Here is an 18,990-nt window from a genome sequence, read left to right as displayed (position 1 = left end):
CTTGAATACGCGTTTCATGAGTTCATCTCCTCGGGTCAATAAACATGGCAGCCCACGCAACGCTCACCCCCGGTAAGCGAACGCGGCCGGCAGATCCACCAAGCCATGGCACATAGCCAGCCTGAGCAGTTTGAAATCGTTGTCGGCTTCTAGCTTTTGCCGGATCGCCGACATATGGTTGAGTACGGTTTTCTGGCTCAGATGCATGCGCCGGGCAATCGTCGCTGCCGAATCGCCGCCGGCTGCCATGCGCAACACTTCGAACTCTCGCGGGGTCAGGCGTGAAAGTCCGTGCTCTCCATCCAGCGCAGCCGTGGCAAGCGACTGCGCCACCTCGGGCGAGAGCGTGCGCCGTCCGCCCGCCGCGGCGCGGATGGCATCGAACATCTCGGCCGGTTCGCAGCTTTTGGTCAGATAGCCAACCGCTCCGGCGCGCATGGCTTGAGTGATGTAACCCGGATTGTCGTGCATCGACAGCACCAGAATGCGCAGCTCCGGGGCGCGCGCCAGCATACGGCGAATGGCCTCGATGCCGCTGCTGCCGCGCAGACTGATGTCGACCACGGCCACGTCCACGCCACCGCGTTGCAGGCAGGCGTAGGCCTCGTCGCAGGTGGCCGCCTCGGCAACCACCTCGAAACCCGGCTCGGCGTCAAGCAACCGCCGGTACCCACTGCGGACCACCGCATGATCGTCGAGTAGCAAAATGCGTATTGTCATTTCTGTCTCTCTCCTTTTTCACTCCGGGCAGCCATAGTTCCAGTCTCAACCCGCCCTCCAGCGCGTTACCGAACACCAGCCGTCCGCCGGCCATTTCCACGCGTTCGCGCATCCCCAGCAGACCACCGCCGGGACGGACCAAACTCGCCCGGCCGCAACCGTCATCGCAAACCGCCAGGCAGACCCCGCCGGACAACTCGCTGACTCTCACCCACACCCGCCGCGCGCCGCTGTGGCGCAAGACGTTGGTGAGCGCCTCTTGTAATGAGCGGTACAGCGCCAATCCGGCATTGGGCGAGAGTTCAGGCAAGACCTGGGGTAAGCGCGCCTCCAAGGTCACACCGCTCGCGCGCTGCTGCCAGGCACCGATCAATTCGGTCAGCGCATCCAGCATGCCCAGCCCCTCGAGACCGTGAGGCCGCAGTTCGCTAAGCAGCCCGCGCACCTGCGCGGTCATTTGTGTCACCTGTGTGCGGATGTCGCGCGCGCAGGCCATCAGACTGTCGGCATCGGCACAGCCCGCATGACGCTCGACGAAGGCTGCAGCCGCACCGATTGCTGCCAGCGACTGGCCGAACTCATCATGCAACTCACGCGCCAGATGACGACGCTCGCTCTCTTGCAGATCGATCAGGCGCCGTGCCAAGGCGCGTTCGGCGGCCCGCGCATCGGCAAGACTGCTCGACAACCGTTCGATGGCGTGGGCAATACGACGAAACTCGCGCAATTCAAACTGCGGCAGCACCGCGTCGGTGGCGCCTTGCGCGAGGCGCTGCAAGCCGTCTTCGAGCGCGCGCACCGGCCGTAGCGCGCGATCGATCGCAAACCAAGCCATGGTTCCGCCTGCCAGTAAGAATGCCAACAAGGTGGCAAGCATGAATGCCGCATCGCGCAGGATCTCGTAGATCTCGGCGCGCGGATCGGCGCTCACCCAAAGCACATCGCGGCCCAGCGGAATGCGCAATGCGGCCGTCTCGGTGGCGGTCAACTGGCCGGCTAGCCAATCCACCACGCCGGAGTTCGATGGTGTGCGATGGAGCGACTGTTCCATTTCGGGACGCTCCAGCGATACACGCACATGACGCAATCGTCCGTCGGCAAGCAAACGCTCCAGCGCCGCCGACGAGCCTTCACGCGCCTCATGTACCGCCAGCATCAGCTCGGCCAGACGTCTGGAAGCCTCCACTTCCTCGGCCACATCCTCTCGCAACGCGAAGCCCACCAGCAGCAACGCAGCCGCCAGTAGCGCAACAGAAAATGCACACAGCCCGCCCACCAGATGCCAACGCAGATCCATCGCGCACCCCCCGTCAGACATTTGGGCAATGCGAAGCAACCCACGTGCCACGCCTGCCGGCGACAACGGGAAATCATCCCGGTGCGCGCAGGGGAGGTTCCCGCGACCGCGCAGCCAACGGTGCCGGATACTGCGCAACGCCACGGACACGCCATGGGCTGGACCGTCGGTAGACCAGACAACGAATGGAGACGTGAAATGCTTCGGAACCCCCAAAAACGGATCGGGCCGGCGCTCCGCCTTGCAGCGGTGGCGATTGCGGTGGCCAGCGCTTTTCCGGCATCCGCCGCCCCGGTCAGCTGGGATGACATCGCCAACGACGCCAATACCACCGACGACGTTTTGATGTACGGGATGGGACTCAAAGGCCAGCGCTTCAGCCCTCTGACCCAGATCAACACCCAAACGGTAGCTGGACTCGTGCCGGCATGGTCGTTTTCCTTCGGCGGCGAAAAACAGCGCGGTCAGGAAGCCCAAGCTCTGGTCCATGACGGGGTGATCTATGTCACCTCCTCGTACTCGCGCATCTTCGCCCTCGACGCCAGGACCGGAAAGCAGCTATGGGCCTATGAGCACCGTCTGCCGGACGACATCCGCCCGTGTTGCGATGTGATCAACCGCGGCGCGGCGATCTACGGCGACAAGGTGTTCTTTGGCACGCTGGACGCATCCATCGTGGCCCTCGACCGTCAGACAGGCAAAGTGGTGTGGAAGAAAAAGTTTGGCGACCACAAGATCGGCTACACCATGACCGGCGCCCCCACCATCGTCAAGGACCAGAAAAGCGGCCGTGTGCTGCTCGTTCACGGCAGCTCAGGCGATGAATTCGGCGTGGTCGGCTACCTGTTTGCACGCGATCCCGATACCGGGGAAGAGGTCTGGGCACGTCCGCTGGTCGAAGGCCACATGGGCCGCCTCAACGGCAAGGACAGCACACCCACCGGCGACCCCAAGGCGCCTTCATGGCCCAACGACCCAACTCGTCCAACCGGCAAGGTCGAAGCCTGGAGTCACGGCGGCGGCGCCCCGTGGCAAAGCGCCACCTTTGACGCCGAAACCAACACCATCGTCATCGGCGCGGGCAACCCCGCGCCCTGGAACACCTGGGCGCGCACCGCACCGGGCGACGATCCGCGCAACTGGGACAGCCTGTTTACCTCCGGTCAAGCTTATGTGGATGCCGCAACCGGCGAACTCAAAGGCTTCTACCAACACACCCCGAACGATGCCTGGGATTTTTCCGGGAACAACGAGATCGTACTCTTCGAGTACAAGGATCCGAAAACCGGCAAAACCGTCAAGGCCGGCGCACATGCCGACCGTAACGGCTTTTTCTTCATCACCGACCGCGACAAGCTCGCCAACGGTTCCGGCTATCCGAACCGTCCAACCGCGCTGATCGCCGCTTATCCCTTTGTCGACGGCATCACCTGGGCCAAAGGCTTCGACCTCAAGACCGGCAAACCAATCGAAACCGGCAACCGCCCGCCGTTGCCCAAGGACGGCGCAGATAAAGGCGAATCGGTGTTCGTCTCGCCGCCTTTTCTCGGCGGCAAGAACTGGAACCCGATGTCCTACAGCCCGGATACCGGCCTGTTCTACATCGCCGCCAACCATTGGGCAATGGACTACTGGACCGAAAAAGTGAGCTACAAGGCTGGCTCTGCCTATCTTGGCCAAGGCTTCCGCATCAAGCGCTTGTTCAATGACCATGTCGGCACGCTGCGGGCGCTCGATCCGGTCTCCGGCAAGATCGTTTGGGAACACAAGGAGGAATTCCCCTTGTGGGCCGGTACGCTGGCCACTGCCGGTGGCTTGGTGTTTACCGGCACCTCCGACGGCTACGTCAAAGCGTTCGATGCCAAAACCGGCAAGGAGCTGTGGAAGTTTCAGACCGGCTCCGGCATCGTCTCGGTACCGATCACCTGGGAAATGGACGGCGAGCAGTACATCGGCCTATCCAGCGGCTATGGCGGCGCGGTGCCGCTGTGGGGCGGCGATATGGCAGACCTCACCAAGCAGGTCACGCAGGGCGGCTCATTCTGGGTCTTCAAACTGCCCAAAAAATTAGCGAGCCGCTAAAACGCCAGGCGGGACGCAGCTTTGGCGGCGCCCCGCTTGCAAGAGGCATCAAACCATGCACACCCTACGGACTGTTTCCACCGTTTTGCTGTTCTCAGCGCTTGCCTGTGGGGCGCTGGCTGGCCCCAGCGAAACCGCACAGGACTCAACCGGCGATCCCGACATCATCAACGGTTGCGGCATCTGGCCCTACACCCGCTGCCCTGGTGCAGATCTAGCGGGTGCCTCGCTGGTCGGCCGCAATCTTGCCGGTGCCGATTTGCGCGGCGCCAATCTACGCGGTGCGGATCTGCGGGCAGCCAACCTGGCCGGCGCCACGCTAGACGGTGCCGACCTGCGCGAGGCCCGGCTGGACAAGGTCAACGCGCCGGTGGCGCTATTTCGCGGCGCCAACTTTGCCGGCGCGCACATGGAATTCGCCCGCCTCATGCGCTCGGATTTCAGCGGTGCGGACTTCACCGGGACAATGCTCGAAGCGGCGCGCGCCAATTACGCCCGTTTCGTGCAGGCCCGCTTCATCGAGGCCGATTTACAGGAGGCCAAGTTCAACAATGCCAATCTTGCCGATGCCATCATGGAGCGCTGCGTGCTGCGTTTTGCCATTTTCCCCGATGCCAACCTGGACGGCTGCAAGGGCTGTCCGGAAGGCTGGTGAGCCAGCGCAGGCGCCCATGTCCACACCGACTCGAGCCTGTGCCGACACAACGCAGCGCCGCCGCAGCCGGGCGCTGCTACTGGCTTTGCTGCTGGTCATACCCGGCGGCGTCGGTGCTGCGACGCCCGTGGCACCGACGGTCGACCTGTCCGGGCTGCCCGCCTTGGGCAACGAATGGCGCGAAGAAAACCCCTACCGCGGCAACGCCCACGCCATCGCGGTCGGCCGCGCGCTCTATGCCCAAGTCTGCGCCCGCTGTCACGGGGCCGAGTCGCTCGAACCTGGCCCTGCGGCCAATCTGCGGCTGGTCGGAATGTACTGCCAGCGTCTGAAAGATCCGCAACTGGCCGCGCGCTGCACCCGCGACGCGGATCATTACTTTCTCACCACCGTACTCGAAGGCAAAATTCGCCTTGGGGTGGAACACATGCCACCCTGGGCGGGGGTGCTGTCACAAGAAGCAATCTGGGCACTGCGCAGTTTTGTCGAAGCCCAGCGGAGTGTGAAACGATGAGCACCCTTGCGCACTGCCAGCGGTATGTCGACATGACACGGCCCGGGTGCGCGAACACCCGGGCCGCAATGGCCGAATTCAGCCCCGCCGCGGCGGAGCCGGCATTCTCAGCTCTTGTGCAGCTTGAACACCCACACCGAACCGCCTTGCTCGAGGAAGTTCACGCGCTTGGCCACCTCACCGCCCCACAGCGGCACCGCACCGCCCCAGCCGGACACCACGGCAATAAACTGCTCGCCGTTGTCTTCCCAGGTGATCGGCGGGGCAATGACGCCCGAGCCGGTCTGGAACTTCCAAAGCTCTTCGCCGCTTTGCGCATCGACCGCTTTCAGGTAGCCCTCGGGCGTGCCATAGAACACCAGGTCACCCGCGGTGGCGAGCACCCCGCCCCACAGCGGCGCGCTGTTCTTGACCTCCCAGACGATCTTTCCGTTGACCGGATCGACAGCACGCAAAGCGCCGATGTAATCCTCGTAGAGCGGCTTGATGGTGAAACCTGCGCCCAGGTAGGCTGCGCCGCGCTTGTAGGACACCGGCTCGTTCCAGATGTCCATGCCCCATTCGTTGGCCGGCACATAGAAATAACCGGTCTTCGGGCTGTAAGCCATCGGCATCTGGTTTTTGCCTCCCAGGAAGGAGGGCGCGGTAAAGACCACTTTGCCCTTCTTGCCGTCGCCACCGCCGTCTTCAAACGGGCTGCCCGGGCGCTTCTCTTCCCGGTAAATCGGCCGCCCGGTCTGCAAATCGATGCCCGAGGCCCAGTCGGTACGGGTAACGAACGGGAAGGCGTTAAGCAGCTTGCCGTTGGTCCGGTCATTGACAAAGAAGAAGCCGTTGCGGTCGGCCTTGCCGCCGGCCTTGACCGATTTACCGGTCTTTGGATCCTTGTACTCAAAGGAGACAAATTCATTGACACCGTCGAAGTCCCAACCGTCGTGCGGTGTGCTCTGGTAATGCCACTTGATCTGGCCAGAGTCCGGATCGATCGCCACGGTGGACGACGAATACAGGTTGTCGCCCGGGCGCAGATGGCTGTTCCAGGGTGCGGGGTTGCCGGTGCCGATGAAGATCAGGTCAACATCCGGGTCGTAATAAGCCGACAACCAGGGCGCGGCGCCGCCGGTTTTCCACAGATCGCCTGGCCAAGTCGCGTTGGTCTTGCCGGTGATGCCGTTCTCGGTCGGTTTGCCGTCTTTGTCGTACTTGTAGCCCATATGGCCTTCGACCACCGGACGGGTCCACACCAGCTTGCCGGTCTTGGCATCGCGGGCATCGACACGACCGACAATGCCGAACTCGCCTCCGGAGTTACCGGTGATCACCAGACCTTTGACGATCTGCGGCGCCGCAGTCATCGAATAACCGGCCTTGTAGTCCTCGATTTTCTCTTTCCAGACCACTTTGCCGGTGTCCTTATCCAAGGCCACCAGCTGGGCATCCAGGGTGCCGAAAATCACCAGATTGCCGTACAAGGCCGCACCGCGGTTGATGACATCGCAGCAGGGCATGATGCCTTCGGGCAAGCGATGTTCGTACTTCCACAGTTTTTCGCCGGTTTTCACATCCAACGCAAAGATACGGCTGTAAGAGGCGGTAACATACATCTTGCCGTCATGAACCAACGGTTGCGACTGCTGTCCTCGCTGCTTCTCGCCACCAAAGGAAAAGGACCACACCGGCACCAAGTCCTTGACGGTATGACGATTGATCTGCGTCAACGGGCTGAACCGCTGTCCTTTGGTGCCAAGGCCGTGCGTGACCACCTGAGTGGTGATGGTGGCGTCGTTCAGAATGTCGGCGTCGGTCACCTCCTTGGCCAGCACCTGTACGCTGCCCAGCGCCATCACGGCCGCAGCGATGACGCTCGGCACACAGTGGCGGCGCTTCAATGTGTGGATCTGCTCCATTCGATTTTTCCTCCTTGGTCTCAGGGTGTCTTGTCCGTGACTGATTCGCGCCGGCCCATCGACTGGGCCGGTTGGCAAAGCGCCTGTTTGCAAGGTGCGTGCCATCTTCCAAGGGCTTGTGCTTCGAAACGCTGACCATGGGCTACGCCGGCACCGAGTCGCTGGCGCGACGCAATTTTGGTGTTCCGCATGTAAGCACCTGTTTCATTTCGATACACCCACGGACACCTGTAAGCTGCATTGACGCCAAGAAACGCCATGGCATGTCATTTGCTTGGATTTTGGTCATATGGAGGAGCGGCCAAGACCGCCCACCCGGAGGAGACACCATGCGCATCTTCATCAACCTCGTCGCCTTGGCGATGGCCAGTGCCGCCAGTCTGGCTTGCGCGGCCAAGGACGATCCGCTCGATTCGGCCCGCTGGCAGGACATGCGGGCCATGTTCTTTGCCGACGCCCTGGTAGTCTTCGACGAACGGGTGCAGGTTCATGCACCGGCGACCGCTGAAAATCCACTCGACGTGCCCGTACTGGTCGATGCCACCCGCCTGCCCGGCGTGGTGGAAGAGGTAGTCGTGTTTGCCGACTTCAACCCCATCGTCAAGGCGCTAGACTTCCAACCGCTGGGCGCGCGCGCCAGTCTGGGTTTTCGCCTCAAGCTTCAGCAATCGAGCCCGGTGCGCGCGGCCGCTCGCACTGCGGACGGGCGTTGGCATGTCGGTGGAACGTGGGTCAACACCACCGGTGGCGGATGCACGCTGCCCTCCACGGGTTCCGGCTCGACCGAATGGCAAGAGCGCCTCAATGAAGTGAGCGCGCGCATCTGGCCACGCATCGACGGCGGCTTGCGCGTGCGCCTGCGTATCATCCACCCGATGGACACCGGCCTGGCTCCCGGCGTGCCGGTATTTCATATCGACACCCTCACCTTGCGCGACGCTGCAGGCGCCGAGCTAATGCGCATTCATCCAGCCGAACCGGTAGCCGAAAACCCGGTGTTCACCGTGGACTTACCGCCTTCCGTGGCCGCCGGCCCGCTGGCGCTTGTGGGACGGGACAACAACGGCAACCGCATTGCCGCGGAGGTGGCACGATGAACCGCTTTACAAAGACCGTGGCATGCTGGACGACAGCCTGGATGCTGCTGGCCTTGCCAGTATGCGCTGCCTTGGCCACCGATTTCGACTACCGCTTGCAGCCGCAAAAAGTGGCCGAAGGCGTCTATGTGCTGACCGGTTTGCCCCAGGACTTCTCCAACAGCAACGGCGGCAATATCGTCAATACGGGTTTCATTGTCGGCCCACAAGGCGTGGTGGTAATCGACAGCGGCCCTTCCCGGCGTTACGGCGAGCAATTGCGGGCGACCATTGCCCGGGTCACTGCGCTGCCGGTGGTGCTGGTGATCAACACCCATCATCATCCAGATCATTTTCTTGGCAATCAGGCGTTCGACCGCCGAACGCTGGCCGCTTTGCCGCGCACCCGGGCCGGTATCGAGCAAGAGGGCGAATCGTTCAACGCCAACATGTATCGACTGGTTGGAGATTGGATGCGCGACACCGAGATTGCACCGCCCACCGTCGAGCTTGGCCCCGGCCGGCTGGAGGTCGCCGGCCGCAGCCTGGAATTGTTTGCGCTGGACGGCCACACCGGCGCGGACCTTGCGGTACTCGATCTGGCCACTGGAACGCTGTTCGCCGGCGATCTGGTGTTCCACGACCGCTGCCCCACCACGCCCCATGCGCACATCCCGCGCTGGCTGGGCGCGCTCGATGTGCTGGAAGCGCTGCCCTTCAAGGTCCTGGTGCCTGGCCATGGTTCGGTGGCGCATGATGCCGCCCCATTGCGCCAGACCCGCGACTATCTCAGATGGCTCGATGATCTGTTGCGGCGCAGCGCCGCGGCCGGCATGGATATGACTGAAGTGCTCAAACTCCCGTTGCCGGGCGTATTTGCTCGGCTTGCCGTAGCTAAAGAAGAATATGCGCGCTCGGTCGGGCACCTTTACCCGGCTATCGAACAGCAGACACTGGAACATCGCGGCGATGATCGCTAAGCACACCCCCCGCCTGCGCGACCGCATCAGCCTGCTGATCACCGCGGTTGCAGCGCTGCTGATCCTGCTCTCCAGCCTGGGCTGGGCACGCGCCACCCGGGAGGCAATCCACGAGGAGGTGGAGGCCGCCGCCCGGGTAGCTGAACAATGGCTGACCGTCCTGGCGGGCGAAGCCCTAATCGACCCTGAGGGGCTGACCGCCCGCTTGGTCGCGGTCGGCCGGCTGCGTGCCAACACGCTGGAAATACTCGATACCAGCGGCACACTGCTCTACCGCTCGCCCGAACCCACTTACAAGGCCGGACGCCATGCGCCGGCATGGTTTGCAGCCCTGCTGACCCCAGAACTGCGCGAACGCCGTTTGCAAGCCGGCACACGCACCTTGATCTTGCGCCCGGACGCCTCGCGCAGCGTACTCGACGCCTGGGACGAGTTGATGTTGATTGCCGGCTGGGCCTTCGGTCTGCTGCTCCTGCTGTGGTTGGTCGCGGGCTGGGCCATCGCCCGAATGTTGGCGCCACTAGCCGCGCTCGAGGCAGCACTGGCACGCAGCGCCGACGGCGCCTTCGACATCCGTCTGCCACAGTGCGGCGTAGCCGAGCTGGACCGCTTGGCGATCAGCTACAACCGTCTGGCCAGCCAGCTCGACTGCAGCCTGCTGCGCAACGCCCGCCTCGAACAAGATCAGGCTTTCACACACGCCCTCAATGCTCGGCTCGAAGAGGAACGCCGCCAACTGGCCCGCGAACTGCACGACGAATTGGGTCAAAGCATCACTGCGGTGCGCGCCATCGCCGGCGCGATTGCGCAGCGCAGCGCGGACCAACCCGGCCTTTATGGCAATGCCCAGGCCATTCTGGCCATGACCGGGCAGATGCAAGACGGCGTGCGTGCCATCCTGCATCGCCTACGCCGACCGAACATGCAGCCAGCTGGCCGTTTGGGTCAGGCGCTGGCCGACTATTGCGCACACTGGGCCGGTTTGTACCCGGCGATCACGCTGAACCCAAAGCTGGATCCGATAGACCGGGTGCTGGGTGAGGATTATTGTCTAACCGTGCTGCGTCTGCTCCAGGAGAGCTTGACCAACGTTGCCCGCCATGCAGGGGCCGACCGGGTGGATGTCCACCTGCATGCCGAGGCCGACCGGTTGCGGCTTTGCGTACGCGACAACGGCCGTGGCTTCGATCCATCGTTGAGCACCGAGCGCTTCGGCTTGGCCGGCATGCGCGAGCGTGTCGCGCTCTGGCACGGCGAACTGTCCATCGTCCGGCCGGCGAGCGGCGGCACCACGGTGCAGATCAGCCTGCCCTGGCCGCAACAGGTTCGCACGGCTCCATCCTGTCGCGCACCCTCTCCACTTTCCTGACCGCCCAAGCGGCTGGCCACAACACCGACACCAGGACAACCGCCATGAACTCGCTCCCGTTGCAAGGCAAACGCATTCTGATCGCTGACGATCACGCGGTGGTGCGCATGGGCTTTCGTTTGCTGCTCGAAGGCGGCGGCGCCACCGTAGTGGCCGAGGCCGATTGCAGCGAAGCCGCCATTGCGTTGTATGCCGAACACCAGCCGGACGCCTTGATGATGGATGTCACCATGCCTGGCGTCAGCGGCCTGGACGCTTTGACACGCCTGCTTGCCCATTATCCGGATGCGCGGGTGTTGATGCTCTCTGCCCACGAGGACCTGCAGATTCCAAGGCGCGCACTGAAATCCGGCGCCACCGGCTATCTTTCCAAACGTGCCGATCCGGCTGAAATGCTGCGCGCACTCGCCCAGGTCGCCCGTGGTCAGCGCTACATCGATCCGGCACTCGCCCCACAACTGGCGCTCGCCCAACTCAGCGGTGCCAGCGACCCCAGCGAAGCGCTCACCGATAAAGAGTTCGCAGTCTTCCTGCAACTGGCTCGCGGCCGCTCGGTCAACGAAGTAGCGGCAACCCAACACCTGAGTCCGAGCACCGTGGGCACCCATCTTTACCACATCAAACAAAAACTCAACGCCAGCAACGCTGCGGAGCTGGCGCTGATTGCGGTGCGCTGCGGGCTGATCGAGGTGTGATTCGTGACGAGACCACGGTCTTTCTGACTGCGGCAAACGAGTAGTCGCTTAAAAACCAGTCGCTTCCGTCGATTGCCACCAGAATTGGCCATACCCAGACTCGTGGCCGCATCGGTGCGCGCAGAAAGTGCGCCGCACGGATTCATACGATGCCATCGAACTCGGCACCTCCTCCGCTCCGATACCCTGCGCGTCGCACAATAAAAAAACGGCGGACCGCAATCCGCAGCCCGCCTTACTGTGGTGCCTAGCTTAGAAGCTGTGCTTCATGCCCATGGCAAAACCTTTGACCCCCACACCGCTCAAGCCTAACGAGTTACCTTTTGGCGTAATGGTGAATGCGGCGTTGTCATCGTTTTTGATTTGTGCATAGTCAGCGTAGAGCGTGGTTCGCTTGGACAAGGCGTAACGCGCACCAATCGCCCATTTTTTCGCATCGGCATCGGACAAGGTGCGGTCTTTGACCTGGCCGTAGCTGGCCAGAAGTTTGGTACGCTCGTTCACCGGCACCTCCGCGCCGACGAACCAATTGCGCCGATCATATTCCTGATCTGCGGCCAGCCCGCCCAGGTTGAATCCGCCCAGGTCGATATTTCCGCCGATCAGCGAATTTTTTTCACCCTTGATCACGTCATACACACCCGACAGCTTGACCACGCCAAAGTCGTAGGATGCGCCGGTGGTCGCCACATACAGGCGGCTGTCGGAATAGTGCACCGCTTTGGTGGTTTCGTAATCGAGATCGACACTAAGTGGTCCGTTGGCATAGATCAGATTGATGGAAAACAGGCGATCATCGCCGGTATTGCCCCTGGATGGTTTTGCCGGCACATGAACACCGTTGAGCGCGCCTTCCTGGGTTTGGGTGTTGGAAGAAGTGGCCAGAATCAGCGTAAAGCCGTTGAAACTGGGGGAAATATAGGCCACTGCATTGCGGGCGCGATCATACTGCGTGGTCATCGAGGCGAAGTTGCCCACCGAGTAGTTGCCGAAAGGGTTGTACTTGCCGTAAATGCCGTAGCGCAGCCCATCCAGTTTGCCGGCGACCACGGTACCAAAACCACCGGCCAGCCCGATATAGCTGCGGCCGTAGTTTTCCGTGGCGTTCGACGAAGCGCCGGTATCGAGTTCGAACACTTGCTGCAGGTCGAACACGGCTTTCAGGCCACCGCCCAGATCTTCCGCCCCTTTGAACCCGATGTAGCTTTCGGAGGCCGCGCTTGCCAAGCCGCTCATCCGTTGGCTGGTGGCGCCCCCGCTACCTCCGCTGCTGTGCACGAAGCCTGCATCGACATTACCGTAGATCGTCACATTGCTCTGGCCAAAAGCCGTGCCCGAAGCGGCGGCGGCAATTGCCATCGCGATGATCTTCTTTGTCATGAATCGTCTCCAGATGATGCTGATTGATGGTACGCTGCCGGGCTCATCCGGTCAGGCAGCGCGCTCCCCTGCCATCGCACGAACGGCGTGGTCACGAAGCACTGCAACAGTCGTACCAGGATCGCGTTTTTGGCCGAAATACCGCGCACATGGCCTGAATGCGGGCGCTTGAAACGCCTGGCTGCGCTCCGGACGGCCCTGCTCGACCCCCGCACACCGCGCCAATTCCGAACACTTGCCTCAGTTCGGCGCAGCGCCCTCGCGGCCCGACACGCTCAGCTCGCCGGATAGCGACTCGTTGTAATCGTTTTCATCGCATTTCGATTGATTTTCTCTGACGTTAACGTCAACTGTTGCGTCACTACGTGACAACCCGGACAACTTGTATGACCGAAGTGTTGCAAGTCGTGACAAGAGCGCCCGATGTTTACAGACAGGCACAAGGCGATGACTCAGGAAAAGGCGCCCCAAGAAACTGGCATGCAATCTGCGTGGAAAACTCTGCCGGAGACACGGGGGCGACTCGGGCGGATCGCCCTCGCCGGCTCATGCGTGCTTGTCTCCTCTTGCCCGGAGTGCGCGCCGGGATTGGGGCGCGATGGCCGCAAGGCTGTCACGCCCCCTATTTTTTGGATGCGCAAGTTTGCGGCGACAGTGAAGGCTGCCGCACCGGCGATGCAGGCCGCAGTGCCGGTGTGCGCAGACCAAGGGACGAGCCCCGCCTGGCGAAGCCAAACGGTTTTACCCAAGCAGGCGACGCGAAGCGCGCGGATCGCGGAATACCAGCGGCGCGGAAGGCGGAGTGGATTGCTGCGCCCGCGCCACCGCCTCGGTCACGGCGCTGTGCGCAGGCGACTTGCTGCACACCGGATCGGCGGCAGCCGGGTCGCCGGCCAACATGAACGCTTGGCAACGGCAGCCACCCAAATCCTTCTCTTTGTCCGGGCAACTCCGGCAAGGATCCTTCATCCAGCCGTCGCCGCGGTAGCGGTTAAAGCCTTCGGATTCGTACCAGATTTCGCGCACGCCCATCTGGCGCACGTTGGGGAAAGCCAGCCCGGGCAGCATCCGGGCGGTATGACAGGGCAAGGCGGTACCGTCCGGTGTCACGGTCAGAAAAACGTTACCCCAGCCGTTCATGCACTTTTTTGGCCGCGTCTCGTAATAGTCCGGAACAACGAAGAAAATCTTGAGCGTGTCGCCCAGACGCTCACGGTATTCATTGGTAATGCGCTCGGCACGTGCCAGTTGTTCGCGCGAAGGCAACAGATGGTCGCGGTTTAGCAGCGCCCAAGAATAGTATTGGCTGTTGGCGAGCTCGAGGTACTCGGCCCCCAACGCTACCGCCATGTCGATGATCTGACCGATATAATCGATGTTGAGCCGATGCACGACCACGTTCATCACCATCGGCCAGCCCTGCGCCTTGATGCGCTCGGCAACTTGTTGCTTGAGCTCGAAGGTGCGGGTGTGCGAGAGAAAATCGTTGAGCGCTCTGGTTGAATCCTGAAAAGAAAGTTGAATGTGATCCAACCCGGCAGCTTTCAAGGCCGCCGCTCGCTCGGCAGTCAGCCCCACACCGGAAGTCAGCAGATTGGTATAAAACCCCAGACGATGAGCCTCGGCAACCAGCACCTCGAGATCATCGCGCATCATTGGTTCACCGCCGGAAAAACCACACTGCACGCTGCCTGTGGCACGCGCCTCGCGCAAAACCCGCAGCCAGTCGTCGGTCGACAGCTCGCTGTGGTCTCGGGCGAAGTCCACCGGGTTGTAGCAAAACACGCAATGCAACGGGCAGCGGTAGGTCAGTTCGGCCAACAGCCATAGCGGCGGACCGGGTTGGACGGCGTTCATAGGCGTGCCCCGCTCACCTCAGACTTCGATCCAGCGCTGCTTGAAGGCCAGGGCCAGAAAGGCCAGCACATCGGCGCGCAGATCGGCTACCCCAAAAGCCGCTTCCAGCTCGGCTATCAACGCGGTCACGGTTCGCGAACCGTCGCAGCGTTTCATGATCTCACCGGCGCTGGCGTTGAGTTTGACCATGCCTTCCGGGTAAAGCAACACCCAAGCCTGCTGCGCCTGTTCCCACTGCAGACGGAGTAGGCGCGCCACGCGCGGACGTGCAACCAGCAATCCCTCCTGCTCCGTGTTCATGCCTTGGGTCCGGTAATGGCGATTTCGCAATGCTGCAACATGATCGCGTCAGCCAGCGCCCACAGCAGATCTAGCTTGAACTGCAGGATGTCCAACGCGCGTTCTTGTAATGCCCGGCTCTGGCTGAAGTAATCCAACGTAAAACGCAACCCATGCGCGACATCGCGGCGCGCCTGAGTGAGACGGTTACGAAAATACTGCAGCCCTGCCGGGTCGACCCAAGGATATTTCTGCGGCCAGGTGTCCAAGCGTTGTTGATGAATGTGCGGCGCAAAGAGTTCGGTGAGACTGGATGCCACTGCTTCCTGCCAGGGGCGCTGACGGGCGAAGTTGACATAAGCATCGACCGCGAAGCGTGCCGCCGGCGCCACCAGGCGTTGCGAGGTGATCTCTTCGCGACTCAGCCCCACCGCCTCACCAAGGCGGATCCACGCCTCGATGCCGCCATCGTCCTGGATGCCGCCGATGTCGTAGCCGTCGTGGTCGAGAACCCGCTGTATCCACTCACGCCGCAGCGCACGGTCCGGGCAGTTGGACAGGATGGCCGCGTCCTTGACCGGAATCGCAATCTGATAGAGATAGCGGTTGGCCACCCAGCCTTGCAACTGCGCTTTGGTGAGCCGCCCTTCGGCCATCATGACGTGAAAAGGGTGGTGGATGTGGTAACTCGCGCTCTTGGCGCGCAGTCGGACTTCGAACGCCTCGCGGCTGAGCGGCGGTTCATCACCGCCTAACAGGGCCAAATGCTCGGCGGGCATCTCGTTCAGGTTCATTCCAGGGTCTCCACGGATTCATCATGCACGCACGGCGCACTCATCAAGGAGAAATCTCCATGCCATCGAAAGCCACCTCGATACCGTGGGCGGCCAGTGTGGCGCGCTCGGCGCTGTCTTCATCGAGAATGGGGTTGGTGTTGTTGATGTGGATGAGCACCTTACGGGTGGTCCGCGGCAGGCGGTCGAGCCACTCGATCATGCCGCCCTCGCCGCTTTGCGGCAGATGACCCATGGCGCGCGAGCTTTTCTGTGATACGCCCAGCCGGATCATCTCGTCGTCGGTCCATAAGGTGCCATCGACCAACACGCAATCGGCCGCCTGCATTGCCGCCCACACATGGGCTTCCATCTGCCCCAGACCCGGGGCATAGAACAGGGAGCGTCCGCTGTTGTTTCTGATTGTGATGCCAATATTGTCGCCGGGTTGAGGCTGGTCACGGCGCGGCGAATACGGCGGCGCGTTGGACAGCAGTGGCAGCGCGGCAAAGCGCAACCCTTCCAAACCAGGTAGTTGGAAATCCTCTCCCAGTGGCAGTTCGTGCCAATTCACCCCGCAGTAGTGTTCGAGCAACTTCAGAAGCGGATTACCACGGGTGAGATCCTCATAGACCTGGCGGGTACACCACAGCTGCAGAGGCTGGCGATGTTCGCGCAGCATGTAAAGGCCGGTAGTGTGGTCGATCTGCGCGTCGATCAGCACGATGGCGGCAATCGCGGTGTCGCGTAGTGCGCGCCCCGGCTGCAATGCTGGAAAGCTACGGATTTGCTGCAAAACGTCGGGCGAGGCATTGAACAGCACCCAGCGCTCACCATTGTCACTGACCGCAATCGAAGACTGTGTGCGCGCCAGGGCGCGGATCGTGCCGCGGCGCAGTCCATCGCAGCGCGGGCAGTTACAGTTCCACTGCGGAAAACCGCCGCCGGCAGCGGAACCGAGGACGCGAATTCTCATGTCGGCGCAAGATTGGAAAAGACGGCCGCCCCCCGGGACGGGGGGCCGAGCCACGCTCAGCGCGTGGCAATGTACATGGTGATTTCAAAACCGAACCGGAAGTCGCAAGCGCTCGGGGTTTCCCACTTCATGATCTCTCTCCTGATGGCGTTGAGCTTTTGAATGGAGGCACTGCCTCCGTCCGGTAGCGGTACATCGACGCGCCGCTACGGTCACCAGAGTGCCCGAAGGCAATTTCCAGCACATCGTGGAATTCCGCCCAAACGGATAGAGAAAATCATGAAGTGGCGTGGGCGCCGACATTTTTCCCGCACCAGCCGCGCGACTGCCGCCCGCGGACGCCACAGAGCCGCCAGACTGGAAAGACTACGCAGGGTTGGCGAGCGCGCCCACGCAAGCCGAGGGCAGCGCGCTCAAACCTCTGTGTCTTTCGGTTACTCAACCACGCTTTGTCAACTGCCCGAATCCGCGTTGCGGGTCGTAGCCCCAGCAAGCCAACGTGAAGCAGGCCAGCGCGGTGCCACACACGATCCATGGAGCCCAGCCCGGATCCTGGCCGTAGAGCGCAAAGCGCAGCCATTCCACCGCGTAAGTAAAAGGGTTGCCCTGCGCGGCGAAGAACACCCAGCGCGCGCCTGCCTCCTCCAGCTTCCAGAGTGGATAAAGCGCTGTGGAAATGAAGTACATCGGAAAGATGACGAAATTCATCGCCCCGGCGAAGTTTTCCAACTGTCGCACATACACCGATAGCAGCAAGCCGAGCGCGCCCAGCATCAACGCACCGCCCACTGCGGCGGCCAGCACCTGCGGGGTGTGCGTCCCCCATAGCGGCAGCGCGGTGCCGAGCAGCGCGGCGATGGCCACAAAAGCCACCGCCTGCAGCAGCGAGAGCACCGCAGTCGCCGCCAGCTTGGCAAACAGAATCCAGGCACGCGGCAGCGGCGCGGTAAGCAGCAGGCGCATCATGCCCATCTCGCGGTCGTAGACCATGGCCAGTGAAGATTGCATGCCGTTGAACAGCATCACCATGCCGATCAACCCCGGCGCGATGTACTCATCATAGGTAATGTAAGTTTCATAAGGCGGCACGATGGCCACCCCAAACACGTTGCGAAAACCCGCGGCAAACACTGCCAACCACAGCAACGGGCGCACCAGCGCCGACACCAGGCGGCCGTATTGGCGGGCGAACTTGAACAGCTCGCGCGCAACGATGGCCCACAGCGCCTGCAGCGCGTGGCGCAATGCGCTGCGTGCAGACGGCTCAGCGGTTTTCAGTGCGGGTGCGCGCATCGTTTTTCGGCCTCATCCGCGCCCAAGGTGTCGAGCGCGTTTCGGGGATGCAGGATGCCGTCGACCGGTGCTGTGGTCACCACGCCCTGACCGTCGGTCAACAATAAAGGCTGACGCAGTTGCCCATCCCAGGGACGAAAAGCCAGCGCCACCCCCTTGGAGCCATCGAGTGCAAGGCCGGTCAGTTTCGCCGGCCCCTTGTCGTCCCCAGACAACACCGCAGCCACCGCTGCCTTACCCGCCAGCCAAGCCGCCCAGTCCTGCGCCACCATCGGCCGTCCGGCGGCTTTCTGGAAGCGGCGGCTGACCTGCGGTGCGCCAAAGCGCTCGAACTGTGCATGCCAAGCCAACGCCACCAGGCCGCCATCGCCCACCACCGGGCGCGGCTGGGCGGTGCGGTAGGGCAAGGCGCGGGCAAACTCGCCGTCGCTATCGACCACCCACACCACGTCGTAGTCGTTACCGCCGGTGAGTAGTTGCGGGTTGGCCAGATCGCGCTCTCGCGGGTCGGCCGAGCGCCTGAAGGGCTTCTTGGCCACCACCATCAGGCCGTAACGTTTGGCCGCAGCCTCCACCACTGCGCCGCGCGCCGCATCGGCCGGCGTGCTGCCGACCAGCAGCAGCACCTTGCGCCAGCGCCGCTCGACCAGGGTCTGCGCCAGCGCATCGGCACGCATGCGTTCGCTCGGTAGCGTATGGAACAGGTTGGCGCGGCAGTCGGCCTCCCGCAGCGCATCGGCGGCCTCGCCGACGTTGATCACCGGCACCCGCACCGCGTCGACCACCGCCAGCACCCAAGGCGCGGGCAGATCCACCACCAGCACTACCGCTCCCTCCTTGACGCTGCGCGCGGCGGCGGCCCGGGCGGCCTCGACCGAGGCGACTTCGGTTTCGACCAAGCCCAAGCGGCGATCGGCCGCCTCGAGTTCGAAGGCGGCATCGTCCAGCGCGAGGTTCAGCCCATCGGCGGCCGATCCACCCGGATGACCCAGGTAAGCCCGCTCCAGGCGATCACGGTCCAGGCGCGGGTCATCGGCCACAGCGATCAGCCCAACCCGAAAGTCCGCCGCATGCGCCGCGCAGGTCAACGTCAAGGCGGCCAGCAGACCGGCAACCGTATCCAGCGTGCGACGCATG

General features: G+C 62.8%; 18 protein-coding genes. 7 read left to right on the top strand and 11 right to left on the bottom strand.

All coding sequences use genetic code 11. The features are described from left to right. Nucleotides 1-63: 63 nt before the first annotated feature. Both DIE29_RS06490 and DIE29_RS06485 read right to left on the bottom strand, forming a co-directional pair. The gene (locus tag DIE29_RS06490) at nt 64-720 is read right to left on the bottom strand and encodes a response regulator (RefSeq protein WP_205409795.1); all 657 of its coding nucleotides are present in this window, start codon (nt 718-720) and stop codon (nt 64-66) included. Then, complete coding sequence (locus DIE29_RS06485; protein WP_162860601.1) at nt 653-2,017, bottom strand: sensor histidine kinase; 1,365 nt, start codon at nt 2,015-2,017, stop codon at nt 653-655. The genes DIE29_RS06490 and DIE29_RS06485 overlap by 68 nt, the downstream gene beginning before the upstream one ends. 198 nt (nt 2,018-2,215) lie before the next feature. On the opposite strand from DIE29_RS06485, the gene DIE29_RS06480 reads away from it, so the two are divergent. The 3 genes from DIE29_RS06480 to DIE29_RS06470 are packed head-to-tail and all read left to right on the top strand — an operon-like array spanning nt 2,216 to nt 5,268. Further along, the gene (locus tag DIE29_RS06480) at nt 2,216-4,099 is read left to right on the top strand and encodes a methanol/ethanol family PQQ-dependent dehydrogenase (RefSeq protein ID WP_102041852.1); all 1,884 of its coding nucleotides are present in this window, start codon (nt 2,216-2,218) and stop codon (nt 4,097-4,099) included. A 55-nt stretch (nt 4,100-4,154) separates the two neighbouring features. Further along, nucleotides 4,155-4,754, top strand: coding sequence for a pentapeptide repeat-containing protein (locus DIE29_RS06475; protein ID WP_114649501.1), 600 nt, complete (start codon nt 4,155-4,157; stop codon nt 4,752-4,754). A gap of 16 nt (nt 4,755-4,770) precedes the next feature. Beyond that, the gene (locus DIE29_RS06470) at nt 4,771-5,268 is read left to right on the top strand and encodes a c-type cytochrome (RefSeq protein ID WP_162860600.1); all 498 of its coding nucleotides are present in this window, start codon (nt 4,771-4,773) and stop codon (nt 5,266-5,268) included. A 107-nt stretch (nt 5,269-5,375) separates the two neighbouring features. Here the strand turns inward: DIE29_RS06470 and DIE29_RS06465 are convergent, their stop codons facing one another. Beyond that, on the bottom strand, nt 5,376-7,112 hold the full coding sequence (locus DIE29_RS06465; protein ID WP_237269547.1) for a methanol/ethanol family PQQ-dependent dehydrogenase: 1,737 nt from the start codon (nt 7,110-7,112) through the stop codon (nt 5,376-5,378). A gap of 392 nt (nt 7,113-7,504) precedes the next feature. Between DIE29_RS06465 and DIE29_RS06460 the strand changes: the two genes are divergently transcribed. The 4 genes from DIE29_RS06460 to DIE29_RS06445 are packed head-to-tail and all read left to right on the top strand — an operon-like array spanning nt 7,505 to nt 11,295. Continuing rightward, nucleotides 7,505-8,272, top strand: a complete 768-nt coding sequence (locus DIE29_RS06460; RefSeq protein WP_114649498.1) for a quinoprotein dehydrogenase-associated SoxYZ-like carrier — start codon at nt 7,505-7,507, stop codon at nt 8,270-8,272. Next, nucleotides 8,269-9,231 carry a quinoprotein relay system zinc metallohydrolase 1 gene (locus tag DIE29_RS06455; protein WP_114649497.1) on the top strand — a complete coding sequence of 321 codons (963 nt, stop codon included), beginning with the start codon at nt 8,269-8,271 and terminating at the stop codon, nt 9,229-9,231. The genes DIE29_RS06460 and DIE29_RS06455 overlap by 4 nt, the downstream gene beginning before the upstream one ends. Next, the gene (locus tag DIE29_RS06450; RefSeq protein WP_114649496.1) at nt 9,221-10,600 is read left to right on the top strand and encodes a sensor histidine kinase; all 1,380 of its coding nucleotides are present in this window, start codon (nt 9,221-9,223) and stop codon (nt 10,598-10,600) included. Before DIE29_RS06455 ends, DIE29_RS06450 begins: the two co-directional genes overlap by 11 nt. 44 nt (nt 10,601-10,644) lie before the next feature. Beyond that, a complete protein-coding gene (locus tag DIE29_RS06445; RefSeq protein WP_102041859.1) occupies nt 10,645-11,295 on the top strand; it encodes a response regulator in 651 nt (216 codons plus the stop codon). 252 nt (nt 11,296-11,547) lie between these two features. Here DIE29_RS06445 and DIE29_RS06440 read toward each other — a convergent pair whose 3' ends face one another. The 8 genes from DIE29_RS06440 to DIE29_RS06405 form a co-directional block, all read right to left on the bottom strand. Next, complete coding sequence (locus tag DIE29_RS06440; RefSeq protein WP_102041860.1) at nt 11,548-12,675, bottom strand: porin; 1,128 nt, start codon at nt 12,673-12,675, stop codon at nt 11,548-11,550. A 741-nt stretch (nt 12,676-13,416) separates the two neighbouring features. Continuing rightward, entirely contained in the window at nt 13,417-14,532 is a 1,116-nt protein-coding gene (gene pqqE, locus DIE29_RS06435) for a pyrroloquinoline quinone biosynthesis protein PqqE (protein ID WP_114649495.1), read from the bottom strand. A gap of 18 nt (nt 14,533-14,550) precedes the next feature. Continuing rightward, nucleotides 14,551-14,832, bottom strand: a complete 282-nt coding sequence (pqqD, locus tag DIE29_RS06430; RefSeq protein ID WP_114649494.1) for a pyrroloquinoline quinone biosynthesis peptide chaperone PqqD — start codon at nt 14,830-14,832, stop codon at nt 14,551-14,553. Next, on the bottom strand, nt 14,829-15,605 hold the full coding sequence (gene pqqC, locus DIE29_RS06425) for a pyrroloquinoline-quinone synthase PqqC (RefSeq protein WP_114649493.1): 777 nt from the start codon (nt 15,603-15,605) through the stop codon (nt 14,829-14,831). The genes pqqD and pqqC overlap by 4 nt, the downstream gene beginning before the upstream one ends. A gap of 43 nt (nt 15,606-15,648) precedes the next feature. Continuing rightward, entirely contained in the window at nt 15,649-16,560 is a 912-nt protein-coding gene (gene pqqB / locus DIE29_RS06420) for a pyrroloquinoline quinone biosynthesis protein PqqB (RefSeq protein WP_114649492.1), read from the bottom strand. A gap of 56 nt (nt 16,561-16,616) precedes the next feature. Then, nucleotides 16,617-16,691, bottom strand: a complete 75-nt coding sequence (pqqA, locus tag DIE29_RS06415) for a pyrroloquinoline quinone precursor peptide PqqA (RefSeq protein WP_076601006.1) — start codon at nt 16,689-16,691, stop codon at nt 16,617-16,619. 307 nt (nt 16,692-16,998) lie between these two features. Continuing rightward, nucleotides 16,999-17,853 carry an ABC transporter permease gene (locus tag DIE29_RS06410; protein ID WP_102041865.1) on the bottom strand — a complete coding sequence of 285 codons (855 nt, stop codon included), beginning with the start codon at nt 17,851-17,853 and terminating at the stop codon, nt 16,999-17,001. Further along, entirely contained in the window at nt 17,835-18,989 is a 1,155-nt protein-coding gene (locus DIE29_RS06405; RefSeq protein ID WP_114649491.1) for an ABC transporter substrate-binding protein, read from the bottom strand. The genes DIE29_RS06410 and DIE29_RS06405 overlap by 19 nt, the downstream gene beginning before the upstream one ends. Nucleotide 18,990: the final 1 nt, after the last annotated feature.

This window comes from Pseudothauera hydrothermalis (assembly GCF_003345255.1).
Lineage (GTDB): Bacteria > Pseudomonadota > Gammaproteobacteria > Burkholderiales > Rhodocyclaceae > Pseudothauera > Pseudothauera hydrothermalis.
The sequence above is the reverse complement of the archived record's forward strand: the minus strand, read 5'-3'. Positions and strand labels throughout refer to the sequence as shown.